Source organism: Bartonella heixiaziensis (assembly GCF_046245125.2).
Classification (GTDB): domain Bacteria; phylum Pseudomonadota; class Alphaproteobacteria; order Rhizobiales; family Rhizobiaceae; genus Bartonella; species Bartonella heixiaziensis.
The window spans coordinates 261,819-285,722 of record NZ_CP176404.1; the positions used below are offsets into that span (position 1 = coordinate 261,819).

General features: G+C 40.9%; 25 protein-coding genes, 1 tRNA gene and 2 pseudogenes. 7 read left to right on the forward strand and 21 right to left on the reverse strand.

Annotated features, from left to right (window positions below):
- Nucleotides 1-20 precede the first annotated feature (20 nt).
- Genes ACKC4Y_RS01120 through ACKC4Y_RS01155 form a run of 8 tightly spaced genes read right to left on the reverse strand, consistent with a single transcriptional unit; the run spans nt 21 to nt 6,369 of the window.
- On the reverse strand, nt 21-1,331 hold the full coding sequence (locus tag ACKC4Y_RS01120) for a phage late control D family protein (RefSeq protein ID WP_409361561.1): 1,311 nt from the start codon (nt 1,329-1,331) through the stop codon (nt 21-23).
- Nucleotides 1,328-1,552 carry a tail protein X gene (locus ACKC4Y_RS01125; RefSeq protein ID WP_409361562.1) on the reverse strand — a complete coding sequence of 75 codons (225 nt, stop codon included), beginning with the start codon at nt 1,550-1,552 and terminating at the stop codon, nt 1,328-1,330. The genes ACKC4Y_RS01120 and ACKC4Y_RS01125 overlap by 4 nt, the downstream gene beginning before the upstream one ends.
- Nucleotides 1,549-1,929 carry a phage tail protein gene (locus tag ACKC4Y_RS01130; RefSeq protein WP_409361563.1) on the reverse strand — a complete coding sequence of 127 codons (381 nt, stop codon included), beginning with the start codon at nt 1,927-1,929 and terminating at the stop codon, nt 1,549-1,551. Before ACKC4Y_RS01130 ends, ACKC4Y_RS01125 begins: the two co-directional genes overlap by 4 nt.
- Before the next feature lie 5 nt (nt 1,930-1,934).
- On the reverse strand, nt 1,935-4,076 hold the full coding sequence (locus ACKC4Y_RS01135; protein ID WP_409361564.1) for a phage tail tape measure protein: 2,142 nt from the start codon (nt 4,074-4,076) through the stop codon (nt 1,935-1,937).
- Nucleotides 4,073-4,144 (reverse strand): GpE family phage tail protein, encoded by a 72-nt coding sequence (locus tag ACKC4Y_RS01140; RefSeq protein ID WP_081486138.1) that lies wholly within the window; start codon nt 4,142-4,144, stop codon nt 4,073-4,075. The genes ACKC4Y_RS01135 and ACKC4Y_RS01140 overlap by 4 nt, the downstream gene beginning before the upstream one ends.
- A 38-nt stretch (nt 4,145-4,182) precedes the next feature.
- Nucleotides 4,183-4,470 carry a phage tail assembly protein gene (locus tag ACKC4Y_RS01145; RefSeq protein ID WP_409361565.1) on the reverse strand — a complete coding sequence of 96 codons (288 nt, stop codon included), beginning with the start codon at nt 4,468-4,470 and terminating at the stop codon, nt 4,183-4,185.
- Between the two features lies 1 nt (nt 4,471).
- The gene (locus ACKC4Y_RS01150; protein WP_409361566.1) at nt 4,472-4,978 is read right to left on the reverse strand and encodes a phage major tail tube protein; all 507 of its coding nucleotides are present in this window, start codon (nt 4,976-4,978) and stop codon (nt 4,472-4,474) included.
- Complete coding sequence (locus tag ACKC4Y_RS01155; protein ID WP_409361567.1) at nt 4,978-6,369, reverse strand: phage tail sheath subtilisin-like domain-containing protein; 1,392 nt, start codon at nt 6,367-6,369, stop codon at nt 4,978-4,980. The genes ACKC4Y_RS01150 and ACKC4Y_RS01155 overlap by 1 nt, the downstream gene beginning before the upstream one ends.
- A gap of 165 nt (nt 6,370-6,534) precedes the next feature.
- On the opposite strand from ACKC4Y_RS01155, the gene ACKC4Y_RS01160 reads away from it, so the two are divergent.
- Together ACKC4Y_RS01160 and ACKC4Y_RS01165 are read left to right on the forward strand one after the other, a co-directional pair.
- Complete coding sequence (locus ACKC4Y_RS01160) at nt 6,535-6,849, forward strand: type II toxin-antitoxin system HigB family toxin (protein ID WP_409361596.1); 315 nt, start codon at nt 6,535-6,537, stop codon at nt 6,847-6,849.
- The gene (locus ACKC4Y_RS01165; protein ID WP_409361597.1) at nt 6,846-7,202 is read left to right on the forward strand and encodes a helix-turn-helix domain-containing protein; all 357 of its coding nucleotides are present in this window, start codon (nt 6,846-6,848) and stop codon (nt 7,200-7,202) included. The genes ACKC4Y_RS01160 and ACKC4Y_RS01165 overlap by 4 nt, the downstream gene beginning before the upstream one ends.
- Here the strand turns inward: ACKC4Y_RS01165 and ACKC4Y_RS01170 are convergent.
- The 8 genes from ACKC4Y_RS01170 to ACKC4Y_RS01205 all read right to left on the reverse strand — a co-directional run bounded on the left by ACKC4Y_RS01170 (nt 7,199) and on the right by ACKC4Y_RS01205 (nt 15,690).
- Nucleotides 7,199-7,387, reverse strand: coding sequence for a hypothetical protein (locus ACKC4Y_RS01170; protein ID WP_409361598.1), 189 nt, complete (start codon nt 7,385-7,387; stop codon nt 7,199-7,201). The two genes, ACKC4Y_RS01165 and ACKC4Y_RS01170, sit on opposite strands and share 4 nt — an antisense overlap.
- Nucleotides 7,388-7,479: 92 nt before the next feature.
- A complete protein-coding gene (locus ACKC4Y_RS01175; protein ID WP_409361599.1) occupies nt 7,480-9,045 on the reverse strand; it encodes a Bgr_08870 family protein in 1,566 nt (521 codons plus the stop codon).
- Between the two features lie 13 nt (nt 9,046-9,058).
- Complete coding sequence (locus ACKC4Y_RS01180; RefSeq protein ID WP_409361571.1) at nt 9,059-12,202, reverse strand: DUF4815 domain-containing protein; 3,144 nt, start codon at nt 12,200-12,202, stop codon at nt 9,059-9,061.
- A 1-nt stretch (nt 12,203) separates the two neighbouring features.
- Nucleotides 12,204-13,310 (reverse strand): phage tail protein, encoded by a 1,107-nt coding sequence (locus ACKC4Y_RS01185; protein ID WP_409361572.1) that lies wholly within the window; start codon nt 13,308-13,310, stop codon nt 12,204-12,206.
- Nucleotides 13,310-14,137: a baseplate J/gp47 family protein gene (locus ACKC4Y_RS01190; protein WP_409361573.1), complete on the reverse strand. Its 828-nt coding sequence runs from the start codon at nt 14,135-14,137 to the stop codon at nt 13,310-13,312. The genes ACKC4Y_RS01185 and ACKC4Y_RS01190 overlap by 1 nt, the downstream gene beginning before the upstream one ends.
- Nucleotides 14,134-14,475: a GPW/gp25 family protein gene (locus ACKC4Y_RS01195; RefSeq protein WP_409361574.1), complete on the reverse strand. Its 342-nt coding sequence runs from the start codon at nt 14,473-14,475 to the stop codon at nt 14,134-14,136. The genes ACKC4Y_RS01190 and ACKC4Y_RS01195 overlap by 4 nt, the downstream gene beginning before the upstream one ends.
- Complete coding sequence (locus ACKC4Y_RS01200; RefSeq protein ID WP_409361575.1) at nt 14,472-15,161, reverse strand: phage baseplate assembly protein V; 690 nt, start codon at nt 15,159-15,161, stop codon at nt 14,472-14,474. The genes ACKC4Y_RS01195 and ACKC4Y_RS01200 overlap by 4 nt, the downstream gene beginning before the upstream one ends.
- Nucleotides 15,142-15,690, reverse strand: a complete 549-nt coding sequence (locus tag ACKC4Y_RS01205; protein ID WP_409361576.1) for a hypothetical protein — start codon at nt 15,688-15,690, stop codon at nt 15,142-15,144. Before ACKC4Y_RS01205 ends, ACKC4Y_RS01200 begins: the two co-directional genes overlap by 20 nt.
- 452 nt (nt 15,691-16,142) lie before the next feature.
- Here ACKC4Y_RS01205 and ACKC4Y_RS01210 point away from each other — a divergent pair, with 452 nt between their 5' ends.
- Together ACKC4Y_RS01210 and ACKC4Y_RS01215 are read left to right on the forward strand one after the other, a co-directional pair.
- On the forward strand, nt 16,143-16,415 hold the full coding sequence (locus tag ACKC4Y_RS01210; RefSeq protein WP_409361600.1) for a CopG family antitoxin: 273 nt from the start codon (nt 16,143-16,145) through the stop codon (nt 16,413-16,415).
- 39 nt (nt 16,416-16,454) lie between these two features.
- Nucleotides 16,455-16,770 (forward strand): annotated as a pseudogene (locus tag ACKC4Y_RS01215) (type II toxin-antitoxin system HicB family antitoxin).
- Nucleotides 16,771-16,909: 139 nt separating this feature from the next.
- Here the strand turns inward: ACKC4Y_RS01215 and ACKC4Y_RS01220 are convergent.
- From ACKC4Y_RS01220 to ACKC4Y_RS01235, 4 genes and pseudogenes are all read right to left on the reverse strand, one after another.
- A complete protein-coding gene (locus ACKC4Y_RS01220) occupies nt 16,910-17,839 on the reverse strand; it encodes a YopJ/AvrA family T3SS effector serine/threonine acetyltransferase (protein ID WP_409361601.1) in 930 nt (309 codons plus the stop codon).
- Between the two features lie 113 nt (nt 17,840-17,952).
- Complete coding sequence (locus ACKC4Y_RS01225) at nt 17,953-18,231, reverse strand: hypothetical protein (protein WP_409361602.1); 279 nt, start codon at nt 18,229-18,231, stop codon at nt 17,953-17,955.
- Nucleotides 18,228-18,964 (reverse strand): annotated as a pseudogene (locus ACKC4Y_RS01230) (antA/AntB antirepressor family protein). The gene ACKC4Y_RS01225 and the pseudogene ACKC4Y_RS01230 overlap by 4 nt, the downstream one beginning before the upstream one ends.
- 37 nt (nt 18,965-19,001) lie before the next feature.
- Complete coding sequence (locus tag ACKC4Y_RS01235) at nt 19,002-19,295, reverse strand: hypothetical protein (RefSeq protein ID WP_409361603.1); 294 nt, start codon at nt 19,293-19,295, stop codon at nt 19,002-19,004.
- A gap of 520 nt (nt 19,296-19,815) precedes the next feature.
- On the opposite strand from ACKC4Y_RS01235, the gene ACKC4Y_RS01240 reads away from it, so the two are divergent.
- Entirely contained in the window at nt 19,816-20,238 is a 423-nt protein-coding gene (locus ACKC4Y_RS01240; protein ID WP_409361604.1) for a type II toxin-antitoxin system HicB family antitoxin, read from the forward strand.
- Between the two features lie 121 nt (nt 20,239-20,359).
- Here the strand turns inward: ACKC4Y_RS01240 and ACKC4Y_RS01245 are convergent.
- Nucleotides 20,360-20,435: transfer RNA gene (locus tag ACKC4Y_RS01245), tRNA-Phe, on the reverse strand.
- 401 nt (nt 20,436-20,836) lie between these two features.
- Between ACKC4Y_RS01245 and ACKC4Y_RS01250 the strand changes: the two genes are divergently transcribed.
- Both ACKC4Y_RS01250 and ACKC4Y_RS01255 read left to right on the forward strand, forming a co-directional pair.
- Nucleotides 20,837-22,000 (forward strand): phosphoserine transaminase, encoded by a 1,164-nt coding sequence (locus tag ACKC4Y_RS01250; protein WP_409361605.1) that lies wholly within the window; start codon nt 20,837-20,839, stop codon nt 21,998-22,000.
- A gap of 393 nt (nt 22,001-22,393) precedes the next feature.
- The gene (locus ACKC4Y_RS01255; RefSeq protein ID WP_409361606.1) at nt 22,394-23,683 is read left to right on the forward strand and encodes an adenylosuccinate synthase; all 1,290 of its coding nucleotides are present in this window, start codon (nt 22,394-22,396) and stop codon (nt 23,681-23,683) included.
- Nucleotides 23,684-23,904 lie beyond the last annotated feature (221 nt).

The window sequence follows — 23,904 nt, forward strand, 5'->3', positions numbered from 1 at the left end:
TACATCTGATTTATAATCTATCATGTATGCTCTTTATCCATATGGATGACGCCTTCACCTTCGTCATATGAAGCGTCTGGTGGAGCATTTGGATCAAGGGTATCATCTTTGTCTGGTGTCGTATTTGCAACGTTTCCAGCCGCATCTTCTTGTGCTTCATCAAAAAGTTCACACTCTATTTTTGTGGTGTAACCACCCGTTTTATCAAGTTTGTGTTTAACACTTTTGATGCGCCATTCTGCTGGAATATAGGGGCGGAAAGGGGGCTCCTGAACAAGCTTTGCTTCTGCTTGCACAAACGGATCACCACCGATCTCACATGAGAAAGAAGACTTACCGCGTGATGATTTATTGCGATAAGCGGCAATGGCCGCAACAGCCTCTGATTGATTGTGGTAAGTATATTTGAGTTCATGAAATGGTGGGTTACCAACTTTGACTTCTTTTTTTTCACCACTGCGGATATTATGATGGGTTGCAAGAACACCACCTTTTTTCTCTTCTTTTCTCTTCTCAGATTCTTTTTCTGCTTTTTCCGATTCAAATGATGATGATAGTGCTCTGTCACTGTCATCCATATGGATAAAGTTTTCATCATCATCTATCTCTTCTGGTGCTCGTGCATCAGCTGCAGCTTTTTGGTCGTTTCCTACATCCGTTTCTAAGCCATTTGCTGCACCTGCTTCATCCCGTGCGCTGTATTTAAAATCCCAAGAGGTGCAATGTTCCTCATGAATAACAACAATAGGGAGTGTTTCACCGGTGATGGCTTTGCCTTCACCCCGTTTGGCGAGCACAAGTTTGCCATCAACGGGCTTTGCTACCGCATCATATTCTTCTGCAAGGCGTGCGGCAAAAGCCATATCGCTTTCAGCTGTTTGATCAATGTGACGCACAACGATTTTTGCAAGAGAAGGATCAACCTTTGGCGTATAGCCATTACGCTGCGCTATCTCTTGAACAATACTGCCAAGGGTTTGTTGGTGATAGGATTGGCTTTTTGGAGTTCTGTAAGACGTGTTCATTGATGCGGCGCGCCCTGTAACACTTAAGCTTTGTGGTGGGCTGCTCACAGAGATTTCGTCTATCAGATAGGCTCCCATATCGCGGTTTTTCCCGCCTTCATAGCCAAGTGTTATGGAAATAACTGTCCCGATAAGAGGAATATCAAGAAAGCCGTTATCACTTTCACGTGCGCGGTCATCAAGCTCTATAGTGATACGATCACTTTTGTTTTCTGCTTCATCGGTAATTTCAATTGATAAAACATAATCCATGAGCGTTTTGGTGATGTCTTCTCCATTTGCCAGAACCATGCAAAAAGGTTTCATGATTTGCTACCCCAAATCCTGATCACTGGTGTGGCTTTCGGATAGGGGAGGGACGGCAAGAGTATCGTGATACCTGCTTTTAAAATGGGTCCATAGTCTGCAAGCCCCAAATTCGCTGCATAGACGCGTTCAACAGCAAGTGCTTGTTGACCTTTGGCATAGTATTTCCAGCAAATGGCATCCACCATATCGCCATCTTTGGTCATATAAAGGTCACTCATAGGTCTTCACCATATTCTCTCAACTTTATCGTAAATTCTTGTTTTTTTGGGGTACCGTTATGATGAAAAACGCTTTGTTTTTCCTCTACAGAAAGAATGACAAACTTACCTAAGATTTTGCCTTGACCGGTCACAAGAATGTGAGGTCCTTCATGTGTCATTTGTCGCAAATATTCGAGCTGTCTGTGATCACCTTTGAAATCTGGATAAATCACGCCTGCTAAAGAAAATTCCGCATTTGCAACAGCTGGCAATTGAAGAGCCGCCTTTCGTCCCAATCGCCCTTGCTCCACCCATGGAACCCCATAAGACATATCAAGTGTTTGATAAGCTGCTGTTTCAATCGAAAAAATAAAACCACCCAAAGCTAACATCATGGTATTTAATCCGAAAGGCTAGAGGCTATGGCTAAACGTTGCTGTTTTGCATAGCGTTCAAGTGCTTGATTGATAGCGTCTCTAATTTCGTTTTTGAGACCATTTGGTACTGAAATATTTAAATTTGTAATGGTTACGCTGGCGTCTACTTCAACAGGTTTATGAACTGTAATTGGCTTTGAAACTTTGAAGGCATCCACTTGTGTCTTTGGAGGTTCCATATACCTTGTTTCGACTGTTCCTGTATTAAAACCACCCATGCGTTCTTCAGAAGGAGTTTTGGTGACAACTGCTGTATCAACCACTCTTTTTGCGCGTGCATTGGTTTCATCGGTAAGGGTTTTTATTGTTTGGGTTGACGTTTTGTTGATTGTAGCCTTAAATTCCGACTTTTTTCCTCCCCAGCCAGGTATCCAGCTGGTTAATTGATTAATCTTGTTGCCGAACCAATCAGACAGAGCATTCCATTGGCTTTTGATGCCGTCCCACAAGCTACCAATGAGATTGGAACCTGCTCCCATTAAATCGACGCCAAACAGCCACTCAATCAATGCATTGATTTTTTTTGCAATCCAAGAGAACGGTGAAAAGTTTTTAAAGAGGGTAAGGAGTTTATTGAAAACACTACTACATAAGCTCGCAAAAGAATTCCACAAGTTGCTTATGAAGCTTACTACCGTATCCCAATTTTTGTAGAGCAGATATCCAACTCCAACAAGGGCAGCAATACCAGCCATTATCCAGCCGATAGGAGTGGTCATGATTGCGATACCAAGCGATATAAAAGCAGAACCAACGGCAGTTATTGCTGGAATGAGTGAAGCTACAAGAGTTACAGCAAGACCAGCAATTGCGGAAGCAGCCGGTGCCATTGCCGAAATGAATGCCCCAGTAAGAACTGCTCCAACTACAGCTAAAGATGCAGCCACCAAACCATTGAGTTTGTCCCAATATTTATAGAGTACAACAAGTGCTGCGATGCCGCCAATTAGCCAACCGATAGGTGTCGTCATAATAGTATAGCCAAGTGTGACAAACGCTGCTCCCGCTACAGCTAATGACGTAATAAGTGGACCAAAAATGAATGAACCAAGTGCTACAAGCCCTACCTTAAAGAGGGTTATTTCACCGATTAGTGGTTCCATCCATTGAAACCAGCCTTTAATTCTCTCTGTAAGATCGCTGATGCCTTTTCTCAAATCAGAGGTAGGATTAAGCAAATCATTAAAGACTTTTTTTACGCTTTTAGCCCATCCAGCAACGGTGGTTTGAATGAGGTCGCGGTTTTCATCAATCAGGCGAGAAAAACCGTCAATCATGTCGTTGATCACGGGCATGAAACGTGCGCCAATAAAACTAGCGATGCCGCCTATTTTTTTCTTAAAGGCTCCCATTTTGTCACTTAAGTCCGCTGCATAGCGTGCGACATCGGCACCTATTAGCCATTTTCCTTTCCGCGCCTTTGCAAACAGCTCTTTGATTGGCGCCATCCCTTGCGCAAGCATAGCGGCCATTTCCTTACCATCACCACCAAACAACAGAGCGGCAATATGCTGTCGTTTCGCTTGATTTTTCATCTTACTCATCTTGTCGGTAATTTCTTCCAACAAAGTCGAATTTGATTTGAGTTTTCCAGAGGCGTCTTTTACAGAAATACCAAGTGCCTCAAAGCCCATAATGCCTTTTTTTTGTCCAGCATAGGCTTGTGCTGAACGCCTATTTAAAGTGGCTAAGGATTGTTGAAAGAGTTCGGCAGAAATGCCTGAGTTATCGGCTGCATCGCCCCATAACTGAAGCGATGCAACGCTCATCCCCAAATGCCTTGATGCGTGGTGAAGACTATCCCCCAGATGCATGGTTTTCATGGTGACAGAGATCAAGCTTGCCACAAGACCATCATCAGTGAGCCCTAAAGCATTGGTAAAGACCGAAGCACGGCTTGCCGCCGTGCTAAGAGCACTTTGAACACCTTTCAAACTTGACGTCATATTTTTTACAGCAGCAGAAAAGCGAGGAATACTCAATTTACGTGAGAGTGTTTTTGACAATGTATCGATTTTTTTTTGAAGATGTTTGAGAGGCGCGGTGAGTTTGTCTTCAAGGGACAATTTTACCTTTGCATCGGCAACTTTAGTCTTTTCACTCATTTTGTTTTATACCTTTCTGCTGCTTGATTGCGCCAGAATATTAATTCTTGCGGTTCCATTTCCATCATGTCTGGAAGAGACCAATGAAAAACAATGGCAATATCGGCTATGAGTTTAGCGGCGGTTTCCCATTCGAGGTTTCCCGCCGTTTGGTAAAAGACTCCAAAATTTCTCCAAGACTTGCCATGTCGCCGCCATCAAGTTCCCCAACAGCTTCATGTGGCCATCCAGAAAGGCGTGCGATCATAGTTACCACCTGATCAGTGCCTTCCTTTTTATCAATGGCTTGCATGTCTTTTACTTTGATGCGCCGTAAGGTAATTTCGGTGTGCTCTTTTCCTTCAAAGGTAACAGGGATAAGTAATTTATGCGTAATGCTTGTTTGGACTGCCATTTTATAATCCTATATTTTCTCTATGGTCTGCTAACTGATTAACGCCATTAAATTTTCTCACCAAGTTGAGGACATCTATCTCAACAATTTCCACATCTTTCTGGACATATTTGAAATATTGCAATGTAAATGTAGCCGTGGATGTTGCTTTGCTCCCCGGTTGCCATTCTGCCATTTCAAATCCTTTGCATAGTCCTCTCATGGTAATGACAACACCTTCTGCTGGTGTGCCTTGAGCTTGCATTGAACTTCGTAATGAAATGTCGACATCAGTGCGCCCCAACAGTGTCATCAACTCTGGAGAGCAATCAGAAATGGTCATGCTAAGCGTGAGGGTTTCAAGACCAAGATCAACCTCAATAGAGCTATCCATGCCTCCGCCGCGATAACTTTCAACAACCAAATTCAAATTCGGCAATGTTACGCTTTCACATTTTGCTTGATAGGGAATGCCGTCGACAAAAATGTTAAAATATTTCAAAACTCTTGGTAAAACAGGTATGGCCATTAAAAAATCTCCTCTAAATAATCATTCACAATGCGTGAACGGAATGTGATGTGTTCTGCTGGTGTTGTTGGTGTGAATTCGACATTGAAATAGACTCTGCCGCTTTCAATAGCACTTGCTGTATTCAACTCTGGATCAGGCGTACAACGCCCCCCAAGAATGGCGCCTTGTGCTTTTAAATCACGCAAATAGGCATTGACGCTTTCACTCACGTCACTCATGTAGGTTTTTTTGATATTGCGGTCGACAGCCCATAGATGCCCGCGCAAAATGGCGTCATTGATCATATCTGCGGTTCTCACCACCGATAAGAAAGCAAATTTTGTATCGCTTGAAAGGGTGCGATTACCCCAAAGACGATAACCATTTTCGCGGATAATTGTTGTGATGTTTTGTTCGTTAAGAAGGTTGGCGCGGCTTGATCTATCACCAATGGAAAAATCAATGGGACGCGCAGTGCCAACAATGCCATTAATCACTTTGTTTGAAGGAGAATGCCAAAAACCATGTGTAAAATCAGTTTTGGCAATGACACCTGCAACCGCTGCACTTGATGGCTGTTCTATAGTTTTTCCATCACGATTCACCTTTACAAAAGGGTCAACTATGATGGCGCGCTTTGAATCAAAATCCTTTGCTGCGGCAAGGGATGCTTCATCTGTGCTGTTTGGTGCATCAAGCACCACAATAGCACGCAGACGCTCTGCAATGCCAATGAGTTCTGCCGCTACAGGATTAGAGGTTGTACTGATTTCGGCTTTGGCTGTCGCACCAGTGCCATCTCCTTCAATCGTCACATTTGGGGCGGTTTGATAATCAAAGCCACTGTCCTTAATGACAACAGAAGTTACTTTTCCATCTTTCAGGATTGCTTCTGCTTCTGCACCGCCGGCAATTTTAACAGTTGCTTTGGTGTAACCACTGCCTTGTTTTATCACATCAATCTTGCTAAGACTGATAGGGCGTTGATGTGTAAAGCTTGGAGCAATGAGAATGCGTGGTGTTTGTCCCACAATGGATTGTGCTCCAATCAAAGCATGGACGCCTTCATAAGCGCCATTTGCATTTACACCACCTAGAACATTGGTGAGTGTTGCATTTTCATTGTCACCCTCGTTCACGCGCACGACAACAACAATGGCACCCACTTGCTTGAAAATGAGATCAAGGGCATTGGGTAGGGTGCCTTGACGCTTGCCTGTTTTATCCAGTTTAGCTGCTTGTGAAAGAGAACCTGTTACCAAAACGGGTGTGTTAAGAGGAAATGCTTGTTCATCTGCATCGGGCGCCGTGCCAACAATCCCGATAACTGCCGATTGAACCGCGCGAAGGGGTCGGGTGCCATCGTCAACTTCGACAATTTCAACACCATGTAGAAAACCTGTTGCCATATTTTATGCTCCTTTAAATGATTGGTAAATTAAAATGAATGAGAAAAATGAGAGGTTAAAAACCGCTCTTGAGAAAGGTTTGTTTTCAACAAGCACTTTCTTTTTATAAATATCTTGACTTGGTACCAAAATGGGACTACAGCTAATAAAAATCAGGATATACTTATGAAAATTGTTAAAATCTCCACACTTCAAACTTTTTGGACTCGATATCCTGATGCTGAACAACCATTAAAAGCATGGTTAGATGAAGCTAAAAACGCACAATGGCGTTCTCCTCATGACATTAAAGAGAAATATAAAAATGCAAGCATATTAAAAAATAATCGTGTTGTTTTTAATATTAGAGGTAATGACTATCGTTTAATTGTTTCAATCTTTTATCCGGCAGGTTGGCTTTATATAAAATTTATAGGAACGCATAAACAGTATGATGCGATTGATGCCAATACTGTAGAACTAAAGGAATTTAAGAAATGAATATCAAGCCCATTCGTACTGAAAAAGATTATCAAGAAGCTTTAGAAATTGTGTCTGCAATGTTTGACAAGCAACCTAAAGAGAATACTCCAGAATTTGATCAAATGGAGGTTCTTGTTTTGTTAATTGAAGCGTATGAAGCGGAACACTATCCTGTTTCTCCTCCTCATCCAATTGAAGCTATTAAATTTAGAATGGAACAAATGAACTTAAGTGCTAAAGATCTTGTTCCTGCGATTGGTCATTTAAATCGCGTTTACGAGATATTGAGTGGTAAAAGAAAATTAACACTGCGCATGATTAAAAATTTGCACCAACAGTTTAATATCCCACTGGAAAGCCTAATAGCTTAGACTTGTTTTTCTTTTCTCCACCTCATGCGTAAAGAGAAGAATAGGCGCATGGAGGGGATAAATTTGCACGTTAACATCAAGGATTTTACGACCATACCAACGGCTGTCTGATCAAATATTGCTAAAAACTTAGATCCCTTGCCATTCTTAATAAAGCGAATACGAAGTTTAAATTCTATTGTCATTTTGCTCTCCAAATTAATGAAGAGACCATAACAATCATCTACACTCTCTCATAAGCTTGACACTGTCAGTCAAAAAGGACTTTAAAAAGTTTTTATCGAAGCAAAAAAGAGGATAAGGGATTTTTTCCCCTGTGACCTGTTTGTTTTTCTTCTATCTTACTGTCTACTAATAGCTCTTTTGGTACTCCTATCATAAAATCTGTTAATTGAACACCTGCTATTACTGAATTAATTGATATTCCTTGATCCTTTTTTTGCTCTAAAGGATCAGAAGAATCTCTCCATAATCTTATAAGAACGGCACCATCAGCTCCAGCACCACTTGAAGAAGAATCTGAATGAGCACCAGCACCACCACCTCCAAAACCACGCCCTTCTTTTCCTGAACTATAGGAACCTTTTCCTACTCCTCCAGCGCCACCCCTTGATGTATCACCCCCAGCATCACCTCCATTACCGCTTGTCTTGCTAGTAATTCCACTTGTTCCTGAACAACCATTTCCGCCTTTGGCGATTCCTGGATGTTCGTCTGTTGCTAAACCAAAGTTTCCACCTGTACCTCCAGCACCGCCAGATCCTGAATAGTAGTAAGTAGTACCACCAACAAAATTTGCGCGAGAGTTATCGTAATAAGCACCCCCACCACCATGTCCCCCTGTAGCAGTCATGAAATTTTTACCAACAACTGTTGTTCCTCCAGAATTTCCTGTTGCATAGCGTTTTGCAATAGAAGCCCCTCCTTTACCAATCACGATATCCTCATGCCCATTTAAACTGATTTTGTAGCCATACCACACGGAACAACCTCCGCCTCCGCCTCCGCCGCCTAATCTTGGTGTATCCGCACCACCACCACTACCTCCGCCGCCCCATGCTTGGATCTCAACTTTAGTTTTATCCGTTACCCAATCTGGCCATTGAATTTTTCCATTTTGTGTATAGAGCAATTCAGCATCGGCAAGGGCAGCCCAATTCGTGATTTTATCGGTCAAATCTTTTTTAAGACTCTTTATTTGTGCCAAGATGGTTGCATCCACTTGTGATTTCGTATAAACAACATCACCATCCACTTTAAGCGGTCCTTTCAAGGTGCTTCCACTTGCATTTAAACGTGTCACCACTTCACCATTATGGGCGAGGCTAAACGATGAGTTGCCTATGAGCTCCACATCACCACTCATGGTGACTTTGCTGGTAAATTTATTATAATCTTGCCATTCATTGGCTTGTTTTAGGCGCCCATAGCTTGTGAGATCTTGATTAATCTTGGCTCTAAATTCATCCAATCCAACAATATCTTCTGTTTTATGTTGGTGCGTTCCTAACAGTGAGACAGCACTGCCAAAGGTAAAATGATTGTTGCTTGCTTTGTAGAGAACATAATTGTTGGCGGCATCTTGTGCACCATCGATATCGCCTAAATCTTTTAAAGTGAAAGTTTTATCCGCTGCCATCTTGGCCTTAAGGGTCGTTTCAAGATCTGCGACATCACTTATTGTATGCGTGTGTTTTGAAGGCGCTTTTCCCTCTACCTTTTCCTCAACATCCGCAATGGCTTGATCAATTTTCGTCAAGTTTTCGCGCAAGATTGGGAATTCAGAACTGATAAAACGACCTTCTTTAGGCAATTCCATGTCGAGTTTTTTGGTTTTGGTCATCTCTGTTCTCCCATCACAATATACCGGCGCCAAAATCGCTCACCATAGACCGTGCTGCTGGTCCGCCGGTAAGCGTGAGTTTCAAGCGCGCTTGTTTGGCTGTTTTATCACCACTGATAAATTTGCGCTCTGTCCAAAGTGGTTCAGCGAGTTGTTCTGTTTCGTCGAGTTTCAAAGGGGTGAAAGCACCATCATCCAGTTGCATCTCGAGTGAGAAGGTTGCGCCACCTGGTAAAAAGGTTTTGATATAGCTGGTCAACCTTGCCTTTTCGCCAAAGGCAAAAGCACGGGTGACATAAGTGGCTGTTTTATGAATTTTCCCCGCAATCAATTGAACAGGAGCAAACAAAACAGGTGAGAGTTTGTCTGTCCCTTTGAGAATAGCGCGAAGCTTTACTTTTTCACTGATATATTCGGTAAGGCTGAGTAATTGAAAGGGAAGGAGTTGATAAATTGTGCCATTGTTTCGTTCAATTTCAAAGATGACAGAACAATCGCTTGAAGGCAATTCAATGGCCGCGCGTATTTGCAAATCAGAACAATCAACAAGATCAAAAGTGCCAAGATTAATGGTTTTTTCTGTTTGTGTGTAGCGTGCTGCCAGCACACGAAAGGCTAAGGCTTCATTTTGATGGGCAGTCCAGCTTTGCGCATTGACAGAAGAAAAGCGTGGACCGGTCACGTAAGGGTGGCTCGAGACATATCTCTGGTGTTCTGCATCAAAATCCCCAAGCTTTGCCAAGGAGATAGAATGATTACTATCATCTGTCTTAATAACGAAAGCCGTTAAGCGGTCATTAGGTACAAGGAGTGGCACATCATAGCGTGCTTCTGCCCAACCTAGCTTTGCGCCCTTCATAGAATAAAAGCTTTGTGCTTGAATATCAGCGGTCGGATAACCGTTTTCTGTGCTAACCAAATCAATCACCAGATCATGGTTCTGATTACCGATTTTGCAAAGATGAAAGTCAACACCTGTGATTTGCCGTGTTTCATCAGGGGTGAAGACTTGTGCTTGTGGATCGTCATTTTCCCATATTTTCACCGTTGTGGTGCGCCGCATGACTTTCACATCAATCACACCTTGACCGGTAAAAAGCCCCGTTGCAATTGTTCCACCCATTCCCCGTGCCACAACATTTTTTGTGCCAGCGATAATGTTTTTAGGAATCTTAAAATTGCCCTTAACGGTGCCTTGTCTATCGGCAGAAAAGAAAGAATTTTGCAAGACATCCACACCATCAAAGGTAAGGCTTTTTAAGATTTCCCAATTGCCAAAGCCTTCAATTTTGAAGGAAAGGGTAATTTGTCTTAAAAAGTCGCTTTGTTCTTGGTATGTGTTGATAAAATTATCCCTTACTTCTGTTCTACGTATGGTTCTGCCATGATGTTTTCCCATAATGATTTGATTGGTGATACCCGAGAGCCAATCGGTGCGCTGTTCATGCCAAAAGTCTGTCGCGGGTGTGAGGGTTACTGTACCAGGGAGAGGTGCAAAATTTTGATAAGGGTTGATTTTTTCACAAGCCGTTTTCAATTCTTGCGCAATGATCACTTCATTTGTCCAGTCAAGCGTGACAGGCGCGTTCAGATGAGCGGTGTAAAAGGTTGGGTCAATGGCGAGCTGCAAAATGCCATTGCCTACAGCCCCCGTTTGTTGAAAACCTTCATCTCTGTAAGAGTCATCTAGAAAAGGGTCGGCAAACATGCCTTTTTTGGCAACAGGTTCTTTAGAGTCGACATTGCTTTTAATGCGTTCTAATTGCATCAACCGGTCAAGGGAGAGCACCCGTTGAAAATAGCGCCACATCTCATCATAGGGCGCAACCCGTGTGCCATCATTGGCCACACTCGGCGTTTCAAGCCAATTGTTAGTGATGGTTGCAAGGGATAAGACATCATCAGGAACACTGGGTGCCATGGGATCGTCTGACGAAATCCCCTTGATATAAACCACATTGCCCACTGTGTTGAGACCTATACGGTCAATACGTGGCAATTTGTAAGTGTAGCTGACAATAATATCACCGCCATCAGCACCACCTGAGACGGTAATTTCCTGTGCTGTTACCTTATCGGCTGTCACTTGTGCACGATAACGGTAAGTGACTTTATAAGTGCTCCCACTAGCAGGTTCATCCCCCCCGGGAGCCCAATCAATGGTGTCTCCTGTTTTTTTAAAATCTGTGCCTTCTTTAAATTCCTTGCTTCCTTGAACGACTTTAATAAAAGAAGTGATGCTTTTATCAGGAACACCATCACGCCCAGCGGCAACTGCACCACGGGTGACGTTAACGGTTTTTTCTTTTGTCAACAAAAGAGACTGAATATCAGCAATAGGAAAATAATAGGGTTTAAAGGTAAAACTTGTTTTCCCTTTTGGAGGCGCAAAAATATGCGTTTCGCTTGGAACAACGCTTGTCGAAAAATCCTCTGGCTCTTCATGGCGCAAAGCAGCAAGGCGTTTGCGTTTAAAGCCATTGATATTGGCTTCTCCTTCTTGAATACTAAACACTTGGCAACCGTTGTTTGGTCCTAATGCTGTCACACGGCAGCCACTCACGATATAATGCCCATGGGCTCTGTCATAAGTAGCAATAGCTTGCATGGCGGGTTCAAGCAGTGATGGGGACTTTTGATCAATCAGAACACCATCTTGTAAGATATAAACCGGAAAGAAAGTGCCTTGCTGTGTATCTTCTTTCAGAGCCCAAACAAGCTGAGCTGTTTCGCGTGCGGCACCAGGCTCTCCTTCTGCCAATGAGCCAGGGACTTGCCCCAACAGCTCTGGATCATCTTCATGGGTAATCCATTTTTTTTGTAGCTTCACACCAATTTCAATGCGTCCAATCATGGCAACATTGTTGAGTACAGCTTCAGAGACTGGAAAGATATCACCTGCAATATAAATCTTGCCATCCGTTAAAGTGATGGTCCTCGTGTCTTTGTTGACAAAAGCATCAGCTCGTTCAATGCGGTCTCCTTCTTTGGCAACAAGGCGTCCCAAACGGTCATGCCGTCCCCTTATGATGGTTTGAACCTCATTCAGTTCACCACTTTGAATAAAGGGACGCGTGCCATAAAAGACAACGCTTTGTTGTTCCTCTTTGCCGCGAGATCTGTCAATTGCAAAGGGTAAACCACTTTCATGCTTCATATTAAAACCTCAATAAAATCTTGAATTGTTCGCGAACATCGGCACGCAAAGGAATATTGACAGCTGTTTTGAGTATCTCGACACCACCATTCAGTTCATTGGCGTCACACCAAAGCTTGCCAAGAGGGACATCTTGTTTTGGAGAGGCATGAACGAGAATGGAAACAAATGCTGCTTGTTTGCGGTCAATATCGTGAAAATCTGTTCGTGCTGCCAGAAAAAGTGCGCTACCCATCGGGGAGGGCTGGAATCTGCCGCCTGAATGGCTGTAAACGCCATCCAAAGCCTGTTCGACAGGCGCTACAGCATAGCATCTGCGATACCCAATCACGGCATTTTGAGTGTCTCTTAACACGAGATAAAGCGTGCGGTTGTTAAACCACTCTGCCATGAGTATATCGCGTTCATGTTTTTTGACCGAACACCACGGAAAGTTTGCCATGTCCCATGGGTAATCGATTTGGTTCCAGCTTAATTCTTCATCCCCATCATTTATCCAATTGCCAATAAGCCTGCCTTCTTCTTCTTTCAGTGTGTGATTGATCTCTGTCGTGCGCCCAAAGGAAAACAAAGTGCCTCCAGCTGTTAAGTGAACACCGCTTTCATACTCCAACATGCTGTCATCAAGGCGTGACATATTGCCTTCCATGGCTTGAACATCATAGCCATAGGCCCCTCGACGAAAATCAGAGCGCAAACTTTTGGAGAGGTCGGTAATCGCTTCAATGGCTTCAAGCTGTGTTCGTTCAGGCAACTGATCAAAGTAGAGTTGAAAGGAGTTCCACCATACCCGACCCGTCCAGGCGGGTTGAAAGCGTGCTGTAATCTGGAGCCATTCAAGCCCCATCTCTATTGCCGCAAGTGAGCCACGTAAGCGCTGCCATTGAAGCCCTTGATCAATCAAATCATAGAGGTTTGGAACATAAGGCGTAAGCTCTCCAAGCCCGTATTCTTCAATCAACCACGGCAAGAAACGGGGAGGGCGTGTGATCAGTTTAGAACGTGAAATCCCCAAAACAGAACCATCAACATCTTGATGAAAGTCGCAAACATCGGCAAGACGCTTTTCAAATTCTGTTGCATGTGTGGGGAGGAGGGAGCCAACCATTAGCGCGCACGCCCTTTGAAGTTTAAGGTGATTTTTCCAATAGATAAAACTTCTTCATCACAAACCGTACTGTCTTGTTTTGGTGTAATGGCGATCACTTTTTGGACACCAGCAATCATTAATTTTGAAATCCACCACGACAAACTTAATTCACGACCAATGGCTTGTTCTTGTCTCCACGCTGCTCTTAAATTTGTTTCCATTGTTGTGAGAATTTTTAAAGATGTTTCTGGTAACAGCCAAACATCTGCTTCTAAATCCACCACTTTTTTGACAGCAGCGTGAACAATGATTGTATCATTGGTCATGATGATATTTTTTCTGTGAAGAGCTTCTGAAACTATTTGTATGAGATCTTCAGATGCTGTTCCTTCTTCATTGTTACCAAAAAGAGCAACATAGATAGTTGGGTCTTTGCCTTTACGGTAAACAATCGCATCCTTAACACGACTATCGCTTGAGAGAGCGATAAGCTTGTAATATGGCTCTGTCCCGCTACCATTGCCACCACGGACATGAAGTTGAATGCGTTCACGATATCTCTCGTCACTTTCACCCTCCATGCGGGCAAGACCATGCCAGTTTCCCAAAGCGTCAAGAGATTCACCGGTTGCAAAATCAAGAATGTTGTTGCGTGCCGCTTCGTTAATACGTTGTCTTAACAGCAATTCTCGATAGCTAAAAGCCTCAATGACTTTTACAGCCGGATCACTTTCAAGAACGGTATATTCAGGCAAAAGCTCTTTTAAATGGGCAAGAGCAGCAGCGCGTATTTCCTCAAAAGAAAGTTCTGTGATGATTTCGGGTTTTGCAAGTGCTCCATTCATTTTATCAATAATCCTTCCATGGTAATGGGCTTGCCTGAAGGCAAATAAATGCCTTCAAAGGACAAAGAAACTTGCCCAGCCTCACTCCATTTAAAATCAATTTTTTTCAATTTAAAACGTGGTTCCCACTTGTCTAAAGCCTCAGCAACAGCAGCATAAAGAGCAACAGCAAAAGCATTATTAACCGGTGCATCAATGAGTTCAGCAACGCGTGAACCATAATCACGACGCATTACACGCGAACCAATCCGCGTTGACAAAATATCAAGGATTGATTGGCGTAAATGATCAATGCCGGTCAATGACTTTCCCGTTGTGCAGTCCATTCCACTGTTCAATTGGGACCTCCTGTCATAGAGCCACCAGAAGTAACACCGCCATGAACATGTGTTGCTCCTACATTGGTGCCGTTATGCTTTAGTCCACTTGAATGAATGGAAACATTATTTCCAGAATGAAGAGAGAGACTATCATTCGAATTCAGTGAAATGCCACCACCAGCCTTCAAAGAGATGCCGCCCTTTGCGTTTAAATTTATATCGCTTTCTGAAACAATCTTTATGCCTTCCGGTGCGGTAAGCTCTAGCTTGCCCCCATCACCTTTTAGTGACACACCATCAGCAATCGTCAGGATAAACTTTCCGCCGGATTTGATGTGAATTCCATAAGTGTTTTGTTCATCATCATATTCAAGGCTGGTTCCATCAGGGTATATAGTTCGGTGAATGCTGCCTTTATCGGCTGCTTGATTAGCATCGGTGTGAATGGAACCCACAATCACCCCTTGTGATAAATCTCCTGATGATGAAACAACAATCACTTGTTCTCCAACATCGCGTCCTTCATAAGAGCGTGTTTTACCGGCGCGGGCTTGTGTGTCTGGAATCCAGTCACTGACAAGATTGCCACTTTTTACCCGATAGCGTGCGTTTTTATGGTCGACATGGCTAATCTTCCCCACCACAACCATATTGGCTACACGTCTCTTTAGATCTGTGATTTCTTTATCGCGCCGCTCTAACATGAGTAACCTCGATTTTATGGTATTTATCTTTATTTCTCACGCCTGTTTCTGGTTCAAAGCTTAAGAAATGTTCAACGAGTCTTGCTGTTACACTGCCTTCTTCTTCATCCATGTTGGGGATATTTGTCACATAAATGACTTCAAAGGTTAAAATTGCACCATGGAGCGCTAGAGTACCATTATCGTCAAAGGCAAAAGCAATATTTTGCAGGCGGCATGTCTCAACTGTGTTGTTGAGATTGGGATTAGCGTAGAAAATCTCCTCCACTTCCCATGCTAGTTGGTCAACAAAACGCGCTCCATCTTCACATGTTGCATAGCATTCAACATCTAGCGTTAAAACACGCCGCCTTACTCCATAATCATAGCCATCTTTAATTGTTTCACTTTGCGTTGAGATATTAATTGCAGGCGTATTCTCAGGGGAAAAGTTGAAATCGCGCATATTGAAAACATTGTCACCAGCTGCCGTTTTTGCTGCCTTTATCAAAGCAACAAAACTTTCCCTGATCTTCTCTCTCGGATGCATGAGTGTTCCTATTTAGTTGATGCCATCTTTACTTTGACTTCCTCTTCGCCCTAAAGGATGAGGTTTTACAGTGTAACGGATAATCAAAATGCTGTTTTACGGTGAGTTAGACAAAGATGCCTCATTGTTTTAGCTCCCGCAAAATAAGCTTATACATTCCGGATTTTGAGGCTTAGACATCTGTAACAGTGAAGTATTCTACGGTGACTGGTCCAAATGTGCCAAACATCAAACATGGAGTTTCTAAAAAAAAATGAATATTTATTCACCAATTCTGGAAATCTCGTCATAAAGCATGACCCCAATGTTAAAGAAGAGCGTTTCAGAGCCATTGGACGAAGCTATAATGAACGATATATTTTTTTTAGTCTTTACCTTAAGAACAATAAAGAACGAACTGTTTGTGTGTCCTATTAACGCTCGTTATATGCTCCAAAAGGAGATTGATTTTTATGAAAACCTCTAAATTAAAACAAATGCCCGTTTTAAAGACGGATGAAGAAGCAGAAAATTTTGTTGATATTGCTGATCTCACGGATTATGACTTAACTGGTTTTGAACTCGTTCATTTTGAGTTCTTACCTAAAGAAGCCTCTATGAATATTCGTTTGCCTCAAGCGCTTATGAAGGCTTTAAAGGAAAAAGCTAAAAATCAATCTATCCCTTACACACGCTATGTCCGGCATCTTATCGAACGAGATTTACGAAAAAGCCATCGTAATTGACCTTTTATTCTTTGTAGAGAGTACTAGAAAGAATGAAACATGAACAATAATTATTATACATATCGTGTTTTGTGGTCGCAAGAAGATGAGGAATATGTCTGATTGTGTGCAGAATTCCCATCCATTTCATGGTTAGACGCTCAAGCAGAGAAAGCTTTAAAAGGCATTATGGACCTCGTTTTAGAAGTTGTTGAGGACATGCAACACAACGGAGAAGAAGTTCCTGCCTTTGTCACACGGTAAATATAGTGGTAAGTTTCGATTAAGAATACCACCAGAACTCCATAGAAAACTTGCAATACAAGCTGCTGAAAATGGTGTGAGTTTAAACAGGCACATTTCCTCTACACTTTGAAGCGTTGAAAAATCTATATACACCAAAGGAAAATTAATTTTTATGAAAACATTTAAAAATTTGAACACACCACTTAATTCTCAATCATATCAAACCTCAATGTTAAAGAATTAATCACAACCTAAACAGATATTTACATTCATTTCATCAGGGATTTATATTCCTGAATCCTTTTCTTGTGCGTTGAAACAGAGAAGGGCTCACCCTCTACAAGAGTTAAGTTTTTATGAGCCCTTTCGAAAAGACTTTCACCTTTTTTATTAACGATTTCATGTAAAGCCTCTGGATTTTCTTTTACATATTGCCTGACACGTTCTTCACGGTGCGCGTGTTTGTAAAAACTGGCTGGAAGATATCTATCCACCTTATCAGAAGATAAAGGGATGCCCTCTTTACATAAATCACCATTAATATTATCGATGTGCATTCTTAGTAATTTAGGATATTCGAAATAAAGTTTTTTGGCTAAAGCCAAACTAACAATCCCACTTCCGGAAGAACTTTTTTGAATATTCATTTCTGCCATGGAAAAACAACAATCAAGTAACTGAGAATCTTCAATGGCTGATTTGCTCATTAACGCTAGTGTTTGTGCAGCTGGATTTTTAAAGTTCGTAGATTCAAAAAATACCAAGGATTTTTTGCTAAAGAAGCTTCTATAATCTATTACCCCAAAATGGGCGTCTTCACCCTCTGTGCCAACTATAAACCTAGCAGATTCAGCTTCACTGCTTACTGCTTTTTTTATTAATTCGACAAGGCTTTGAGGATTCATAGCGAGTTGAATATTCATTGCTGTATGTCGATTATTTGCTTTTTCGACTAGAGCAGGCATCATTGTAATATCTGTATGTGTATAAATGGTTTTTGTGAAAGCACCACTGGCGATGTCCTTCTCTAAATCTGCAACAATGCTTTTTAAGGATTTATTACTGTATAGGATACTTTGTCCCTCTTCGGTAGGGGTATCTTCTAAACGTGCAAGAAGACTTTCTAAAGGTTCATTTGCTATATCGTCTTCTTTTAACGGGCCACTTGCTTGGTTAGCTTTATTTTTTGATTTTGGCATAATTAATCTCCATGTTAAAATAGAGATAGGATAGTATTTTTTTGGCTAAAAGATGGTTTGTATTAACAAATCCCCCATTTTTTAAGGCGGGAAGGGAAGTCGTGTTGTTAAAGTTAAGCAATCTTTTTAATGGAATGCTTTAAATCTATCTCGTAAGCTTTCAATAAAGGCTCCATAACCGTAGGAAACTCTGAATCTCCGAAATCTATCAGAACCTCTAGAATTTTTGTAATATTTGGTACTTCATCTTGAAGTTTTAAAATCAAAGCTTTTTCTACCACGTCCATGATGTCAATCAGAGCACTACAGTCTTTGTCTTCAATATCTTCACAATTGACAAACTGAAACAACGTTATCCACAAATCGCATAAGAAGTTAGTATTTACCTTCATTGTAAACCTCCGTAGATTTGTTCTCTCAAACAAGCCAATTCTTTTGATATAATTTTTGTTGAAGGCAACACCTTTTCTGTACCATCTGGTCTTTGAATGGTGATAGCAGAACAGTTCATAAATCCTTTCTTGATTCTGTCCTGATAAGGTAACAATGGACCACTTGGAGAACGACGATATACCCAATCATGTTTACGTAAGTAATCGGTTAAGTCCTTTGGTCGTACTTCAAGCATCTTTGTTGCTTCAATAAGACCAAACAAACCATCAGAGCGCTTTAAATCTTCCAAAGCTTCTGCTTTTGGTGCTATTCTACAATAACATGATCTTTCTGCTCGATTTGATTTTGTAGGTGATTCAAGATGCCAAGTAATGCTTCGGGCTTGGAGTAATCGATTTTCGGTGTCGCTACTTGTTTCAAAAGCCGTTCACATTTTATAAAGTATGAACGAGCCTTTCTACTTTTCTTATTGTTTTCAAGCATAGAGAGCTCTTTAGCTACATTTAGTGTAAAATAATATTCTTTTAATATCACATTTTGAAGTTCACTAGTTTTGGTAAGCGTTAAAATATAATCTATTCCCTCTTCTAAATTGTATTTGATAATACGGTCCTTAATTCAATTTGAAAAGTCCCGTTTTATCTCTAAAAATGTATGCAAATCACGCGCGTTAACAGTTTGAACAGTCTCTTGATCAAGAACCTGTTCTCTAATTTTTATAAGAGTATTCATAATGAACTCCTTATGGTTAGATGTTTTCATTGATACCTTAGAAAAGTATCGGACGCTGAAAACATGGCCATAAGTCTGTCGTTATGCTTTCCCCGCAAGGATATTCTATAGCATAACCACACCCGATAGGGTTATTATACAATTGTTGCATATGTTGCATATAATGAGTCAAAGCCTTCAATGTACGGAAAAATATTGTTTCAGCAATGCCATCTGTGTATGGTTTTAAGGTGTTTTCAGGCACATGATTTGGAAGTACGCATTGACGCAACAATGTCAAAAATAAAAATAATTTCCATCTAAAAATAATCACATACTTTACAGTATACATATTAAATTCATTATTTATCAATGCGTTAAGTGTATAATGTACAGTCAATTTAAAAATTCTGTCGCTAGCGATAGCTCGCCCCACAACAGACCCAACCCGCTGGGAATTACATTTTGCATTGATTTTATTGAATTTTAGACACAATACAACCAGTGCCGTATCGTCATTAAATACGATTTTTTACATCATGTCAACAGAAAAATCATAGTCTTGTATTTTTTTTGTTTTTTTGATCAAAACTTGATATTTTGAAAGACTCTCTGATTATTTCCATTATGCACAACATAAATGTTTTATTAAAACATTTATGTTGTTATATTGTTATAATGAAATGAATAGTCAAGCATTGAAAAGATATCTTAAAACATGATTGCAGTTTTGCTTCAGGGAAAGGGGGGGCACTTGCTTGTAAAACGTGGTTCTAAAAAATCCGTTTTACCTATGCATGGTACGAAACAGGATTAGTTCAGAAGATTCTTAAAGATCTTGACCTGAAATAAGCCTGAATATGGAGGTGTAAATGAAATATGCAATCAAATTTATCAAAGATGATAATGATACTCTTCTTGTCGTCTCCAAAGACTTTCAGGAATTTATTACCTACGGTAACGACGAAAAAGAAGCTTTAGAAAAGGCTAAAAATGCACTTTTAACAGTCATTATGGGACGTTTTCAAAATCGTGAACCTATTCCCTTTGGACATCGTGATATCACCTATCCTTTTGTTGAAATATCTTCATTGATGACTTTAAAAATTGCAATACATAACGCTATGATTGAAAAAAACTTACGCAAAGCTGATCTCGTACGTCTTTTAAAACTTCATCCAATACAAATTGACCGACTGTTGGATTTAAACCACGCAACAAAATTAGATTCCTTAGAATCTACTCTCATTGCTCTTGGAAAAGAGGTCACTATTAATATTCAAAATGCTGCTTGAAACTTAGCGGTTTTGTGTAAAATATTTATGGAGCGTATTAAGAACAACATACAGAGAAATTACAAGATACAGTGTCTGTTAATCTTTTATAACAAGATATTGTAATGTAGTATATACAAAATGGTGCCCAGACGCGGATTCGAACCACGGACACGCGGATTTTCAGTCCGCTGCTCTACCAACTGAGCTATCTGGGCACGTTTCACAAAACACGTGAAACGTGTGCGGTTATAACATTAAAATTTTTTCTGTCCAGCCATCAAAAGAAAAATAATTGATTTTTTATAAGTTTATTCTCTTATTCTGGGCAATTATAATCGCCTTTCCATAAAATCAACTTGATAGGTATATTGCGATACGTTAGTGTATCGTCATCGGAATGTTGTCTTAACGTGGTGATGACGCAAGGAAATCTTTTTAAACGGTTAACCTAAAAACATAGTTGAGAGGAATGTTTTTCACAAGGTTTCCACGTATTTTAAGCTTACGAAATCAATAGAGAATATTTTTGATTTTTGTCTCAGGGGACTATTGGCACAGTCTTTATAATAATTTGTTTTTCTTTAAAGAAAGACAAGCCATATAAAAGGGGAGAAACATGATAATGTTAGAAAAACCAAGTTGTCGTCCAAATAATCCTAATTTTTCTTCAGGACCTTGTAGCAAAAGACCTGGCTGGACTTTTGAAATCCTTAAGAAGGCATTAGTTGGGCGTTCGCATCGATCTAGAGCAGCAGAATTAAGACTGGCTGAGGTTGTTGGTTTAACCCGTGAGGTTCTTGAAGTGCCTTCTGATTATCGTATCGGAATTGTTCCTGCTTCAGATACTGGTGCTGTTGAGGCAGCTCTATGGTCTTTATTAGGCGAACGTGGCATCGATATGGCTGCTTGGGAAAGTTTTGGTTCAGGGTGGATCGCTGATGTTGTTGAGCAATTAAAACTTTCTGATGTACGTCGTTTTGAAGCGCCTTATGGCGAATTGCCAGACTTAACACAAATAGATTTTGATCGTGATGTTGTTTTTACATGGAATGGGACGACTTCTGGTGTGCGTATTCCTAATGCAGATTTCATTCCAGAGAGGCGGGCTGGATTAACAATTTGTGATGCAACATCAGCAGCTTTTGCGCAAAATCTTGATTTTTTAAAATTAGATGTTGTGACTTTTTCATGGCAAAAAGTTTTAGGAGGTGAGGCGGCGCATGGTATGTTGATTTTAAGTCCTCGTGCTGTTGAACGGCTTGAAAGTTACGTTCCGGCTTGGCCTATGCCCCAAATTTTCTGTATGACAAAAGATGGCAAATTGAACGAAAGTATTTTTAATGGGCAGATAATTAATACACCCTCACTATTATGTGTTGAAGATTATCTTGATGCGTTGAAATGGGCAAAGGCGCAGGGAGGTGTGCAGGCATTAAGGGCGCGAGTTGATAAAAACTTTTCTGTACTTGATGCTTTTGTTTGCAAAACACCGTGGTTAGAATATTTGGCAAAGGATCCTCGAGTGCGTTCTAATACATCTGTTTGTTTAGACATTGTCGATCCAATTATCACTGATTTGGATGTTGAAAAGCGAGCATCTTTTATAAAAGCAGTAGTAAATCGCCTTGAAGAGGAAGGTGCTGCTTATGATATTGGTTCGTATCGAAGTGCTCCTCCAGGACTTCGGATTTGGACAGGTATAACCATTGAGGCTTCCGATCTTGAAATTTTAACACAATGGCTTGAATGGGCATTTCAGGTCGAAAAAGCTCGACTTTAAAAGTACTGATGGCGATTTTATAACGTGGCTTTTTCAGAATAATACGGGAGATCATGATGATCTCTTGTATTATTACATAAGATAAAAAAATCTTTAAATATTGTGCAGATTGTAAAGAATGACAGGGGAACCATGAATAATTTCTCAGATATTGGCAAAAGTAACAACCAAAAGTTATAAATTTTTCTACTTTTTACAGAAAAAGTGACTGATTTAGAAGAAAGATATATCTTAGTACTGTTTTGCTTTATTATTATGAAGCTTAAGATTTAAATCATCGGAAGATTGGGAAAAAGCTAAAATGAGGAGTCGCACTTTCTCTAAGGTTTCGTTATAAAGGAGCGTTTGTTTTTGAATGTTGGTTTTGTTTGACCAAACACGATGGAGAAAGTTATGGCCAATGTAGTAGTTGTTGGTACACAATGGGGCGATGAGGGCAAGGGAAAAATTGTAGATTGGTTGTCTGAGCGAGCAGATGTTGTGGTGAGATATCAGGGGGGGCACAATGCAGGTCACACGTTGGTTATTGATGGGGTGAGTTATAAATTATCGCTTTTACCATCGGGTTTAGTTCGTGGGAAGTTATCAATTATTGGGAATGGTGTTGTAGTTGATCCCCATCATTTTGTAGCAGAGTTAAAAAAGCTACGTGATCAGGGCGTGAAAATTACACCGGAAATTTTACGTATTGCTGAAAATGCTCCATTGATTCTCTCTTTGCATCGCGATCTTGATGCAACTCGAGAAAGTGGCCTATCGGGTTTGAAAATTGGTACGACAAAACGTGGTATTGGTCCTGCTTATGAAGATAAGGTAGGTCGTCGTGCTATCCGAGTGATAGATTTGGCGGAGCCTGATACACTTATGGCTAAGATTGAACGACTTTTGGGACATCATAATGCTTTGCGTCGCGGGATGGGGGTTGCAGAGATTGATTCTCAAGCACTTTATGATGAATTAATGCAAGTAGCGGATGAAATTCTACCCTTTATAGATTGTACGTGGCGCCTTTTAAATGAAAGTTATCGTATGGGAAAGCGCATTCTTTTTGAAGGTGCACAAGGTGCTTTATTAGATAATGATTTTGGGACTTACCCTTATGTGACGTCATCCAATACAATTGCTGGGCAAGCATGTACTGGTTCAGGTATGGGACCTAGCTCAATTCACTATGTTTTAGGTATTGCAAAAGCTTATACAACACGAGTTGGAGAAGGACCATTCCCGACAGAGCAGATAAATGATATTGGCGAATTTATTGGAGTTCGTGGCAAAGAATTTGGGGTCGTGACTGGTCGAAAACGTCGATGTGGCTGGTTTGATGCTGTCTTAGTACGTCAGATGGTAGCGATTTGCGGTGTTCAGGGTATAGCACTGACAAAGCTTGATGTTTTGGATGGTTTGGATGAAATTAAAATTTGTGTTGGTTATGAACTTGATGGAAAAAAAATTGATTATTTTCCCTCTTCCATGGGAGCTCAAGCTCGCGTAACGCCTGTGTACAAGACGTTGGAAGGCTGGAAGGACGCAACAGCACATGCATTGAGGTGGGAAGATTTACCGGTTCAAGCTGTTAAATATATACGCTATATTGAAAAATTGATCAATACGCGGGTGGCTTTATTATCCACCAGCCCTGAGCGTGACGATACCATTCTTGTTAGAGATCCCTTTGCAGATTAATTATTATTTTTAGATTTCCATATTGATTTTCGTTTTGGCTCTGTGTTTTTCTTACGAAGAGCTACTTATAAGAGAGAGTGAGAGAACGGTGCAAAATAACATTGTTTATTTTTCCTATTCACTTTAAACTGCAAGGATAGTTGCATCAATATAAATGACGATCAATTTAGAAGGCTAAAATAAGAGCTGGCCTGAGGGCTGGAATTTTTCTTCTCAGTTTG

Bases quoted from the DNA above. Each gene is read 5' to 3' on its own strand.
- ACKC4Y_RS01120 (WP_409361561.1), bottom strand. From the start codon at position 1,331: ATGAAACCTTTTTGCATGGTTCTGGCAAATGGAGAAGACATCACCAAA.
- ACKC4Y_RS01155 (WP_409361567.1), bottom strand. From the start codon at position 6,369: ATGGCAACAGGTTTTCTACATGGTGTTGAAATTGTCGAAGTTGACGAT.
- ACKC4Y_RS01175 (WP_409361599.1), bottom strand. From the start codon at position 9,045: ATGACCAAAACCAAAAAACTCGACATGGAATTGCCTAAAGAAGGTCGT.
- ACKC4Y_RS01210 (WP_409361600.1), top strand. From the start codon at position 16,143: ATGAAAACCTCTAAATTAAAACAAATGCCCGTTTTAAAGACGGATGAA.
- ACKC4Y_RS01165 (WP_409361597.1), top strand. From the start codon at position 6,846: ATGAATATCAAGCCCATTCGTACTGAAAAAGATTATCAAGAAGCTTTA.
- ACKC4Y_RS01255 (WP_409361606.1), top strand. From the start codon at position 22,394: ATGGCCAATGTAGTAGTTGTTGGTACACAATGGGGCGATGAGGGCAAG.
- ACKC4Y_RS01205 (WP_409361576.1), bottom strand. From the start codon at position 15,690: ATGCATCCGAGAGAGAAGATCAGGGAAAGTTTTGTTGCTTTGATAAAG.
- ACKC4Y_RS01145 (WP_409361565.1), bottom strand. From the start codon at position 4,470: ATGGCAGTCCAAACAAGCATTACGCATAAATTACTTATCCCTGTTACC.
- ACKC4Y_RS01160 (WP_409361596.1), top strand. From the start codon at position 6,535: ATGAAAATTGTTAAAATCTCCACACTTCAAACTTTTTGGACTCGATAT.
- ACKC4Y_RS01130 (WP_409361563.1), bottom strand. From the start codon at position 1,929: ATGATGTTAGCTTTGGGTGGTTTTATTTTTTCGATTGAAACAGCAGCT.
- ACKC4Y_RS01200 (WP_409361575.1), bottom strand. From the start codon at position 15,161: ATGTTAGAGCGGCGCGATAAAGAAATCACAGATCTAAAGAGACGTGTA.
- ACKC4Y_RS01240 (WP_409361604.1), top strand. From the start codon at position 19,816: ATGAAATATGCAATCAAATTTATCAAAGATGATAATGATACTCTTCTT.
- ACKC4Y_RS01180 (WP_409361571.1), bottom strand. From the start codon at position 12,202: ATGAAGCATGAAAGTGGTTTACCCTTTGCAATTGACAGATCTCGCGGC.
- ACKC4Y_RS01185 (WP_409361572.1), bottom strand. From the start codon at position 13,310: ATGGTTGGCTCCCTCCTCCCCACACATGCAACAGAATTTGAAAAGCGT.
- ACKC4Y_RS01220 (WP_409361601.1), bottom strand. From the start codon at position 17,839: ATGCCAAAATCAAAAAATAAAGCTAACCAAGCAAGTGGCCCGTTAAAA.
- ACKC4Y_RS01190 (WP_409361573.1), bottom strand. From the start codon at position 14,137: ATGAATGGAGCACTTGCAAAACCCGAAATCATCACAGAACTTTCTTTT.
- ACKC4Y_RS01170 (WP_409361598.1), bottom strand. From the start codon at position 7,387: ATGACAATAGAATTTAAACTTCGTATTCGCTTTATTAAGAATGGCAAG.
- ACKC4Y_RS01150 (WP_409361566.1), bottom strand. From the start codon at position 4,978: ATGGCCATACCTGTTTTACCAAGAGTTTTGAAATATTTTAACATTTTT.
- ACKC4Y_RS01225 (WP_409361602.1), bottom strand. From the start codon at position 18,231: ATGAAGGTAAATACTAACTTCTTATGCGATTTGTGGATAACGTTGTTT.
- ACKC4Y_RS01235 (WP_409361603.1), bottom strand. From the start codon at position 19,295: ATGTATACTGTAAAGTATGTGATTATTTTTAGATGGAAATTATTTTTA.
- ACKC4Y_RS01135 (WP_409361564.1), bottom strand. From the start codon at position 4,076: ATGAGTGAAAAGACTAAAGTTGCCGATGCAAAGGTAAAATTGTCCCTT.
- ACKC4Y_RS01125 (WP_409361562.1), bottom strand. From the start codon at position 1,552: ATGAGTGACCTTTATATGACCAAAGATGGCGATATGGTGGATGCCATT.
- ACKC4Y_RS01250 (WP_409361605.1), top strand. From the start codon at position 20,837: ATGATAATGTTAGAAAAACCAAGTTGTCGTCCAAATAATCCTAATTTT.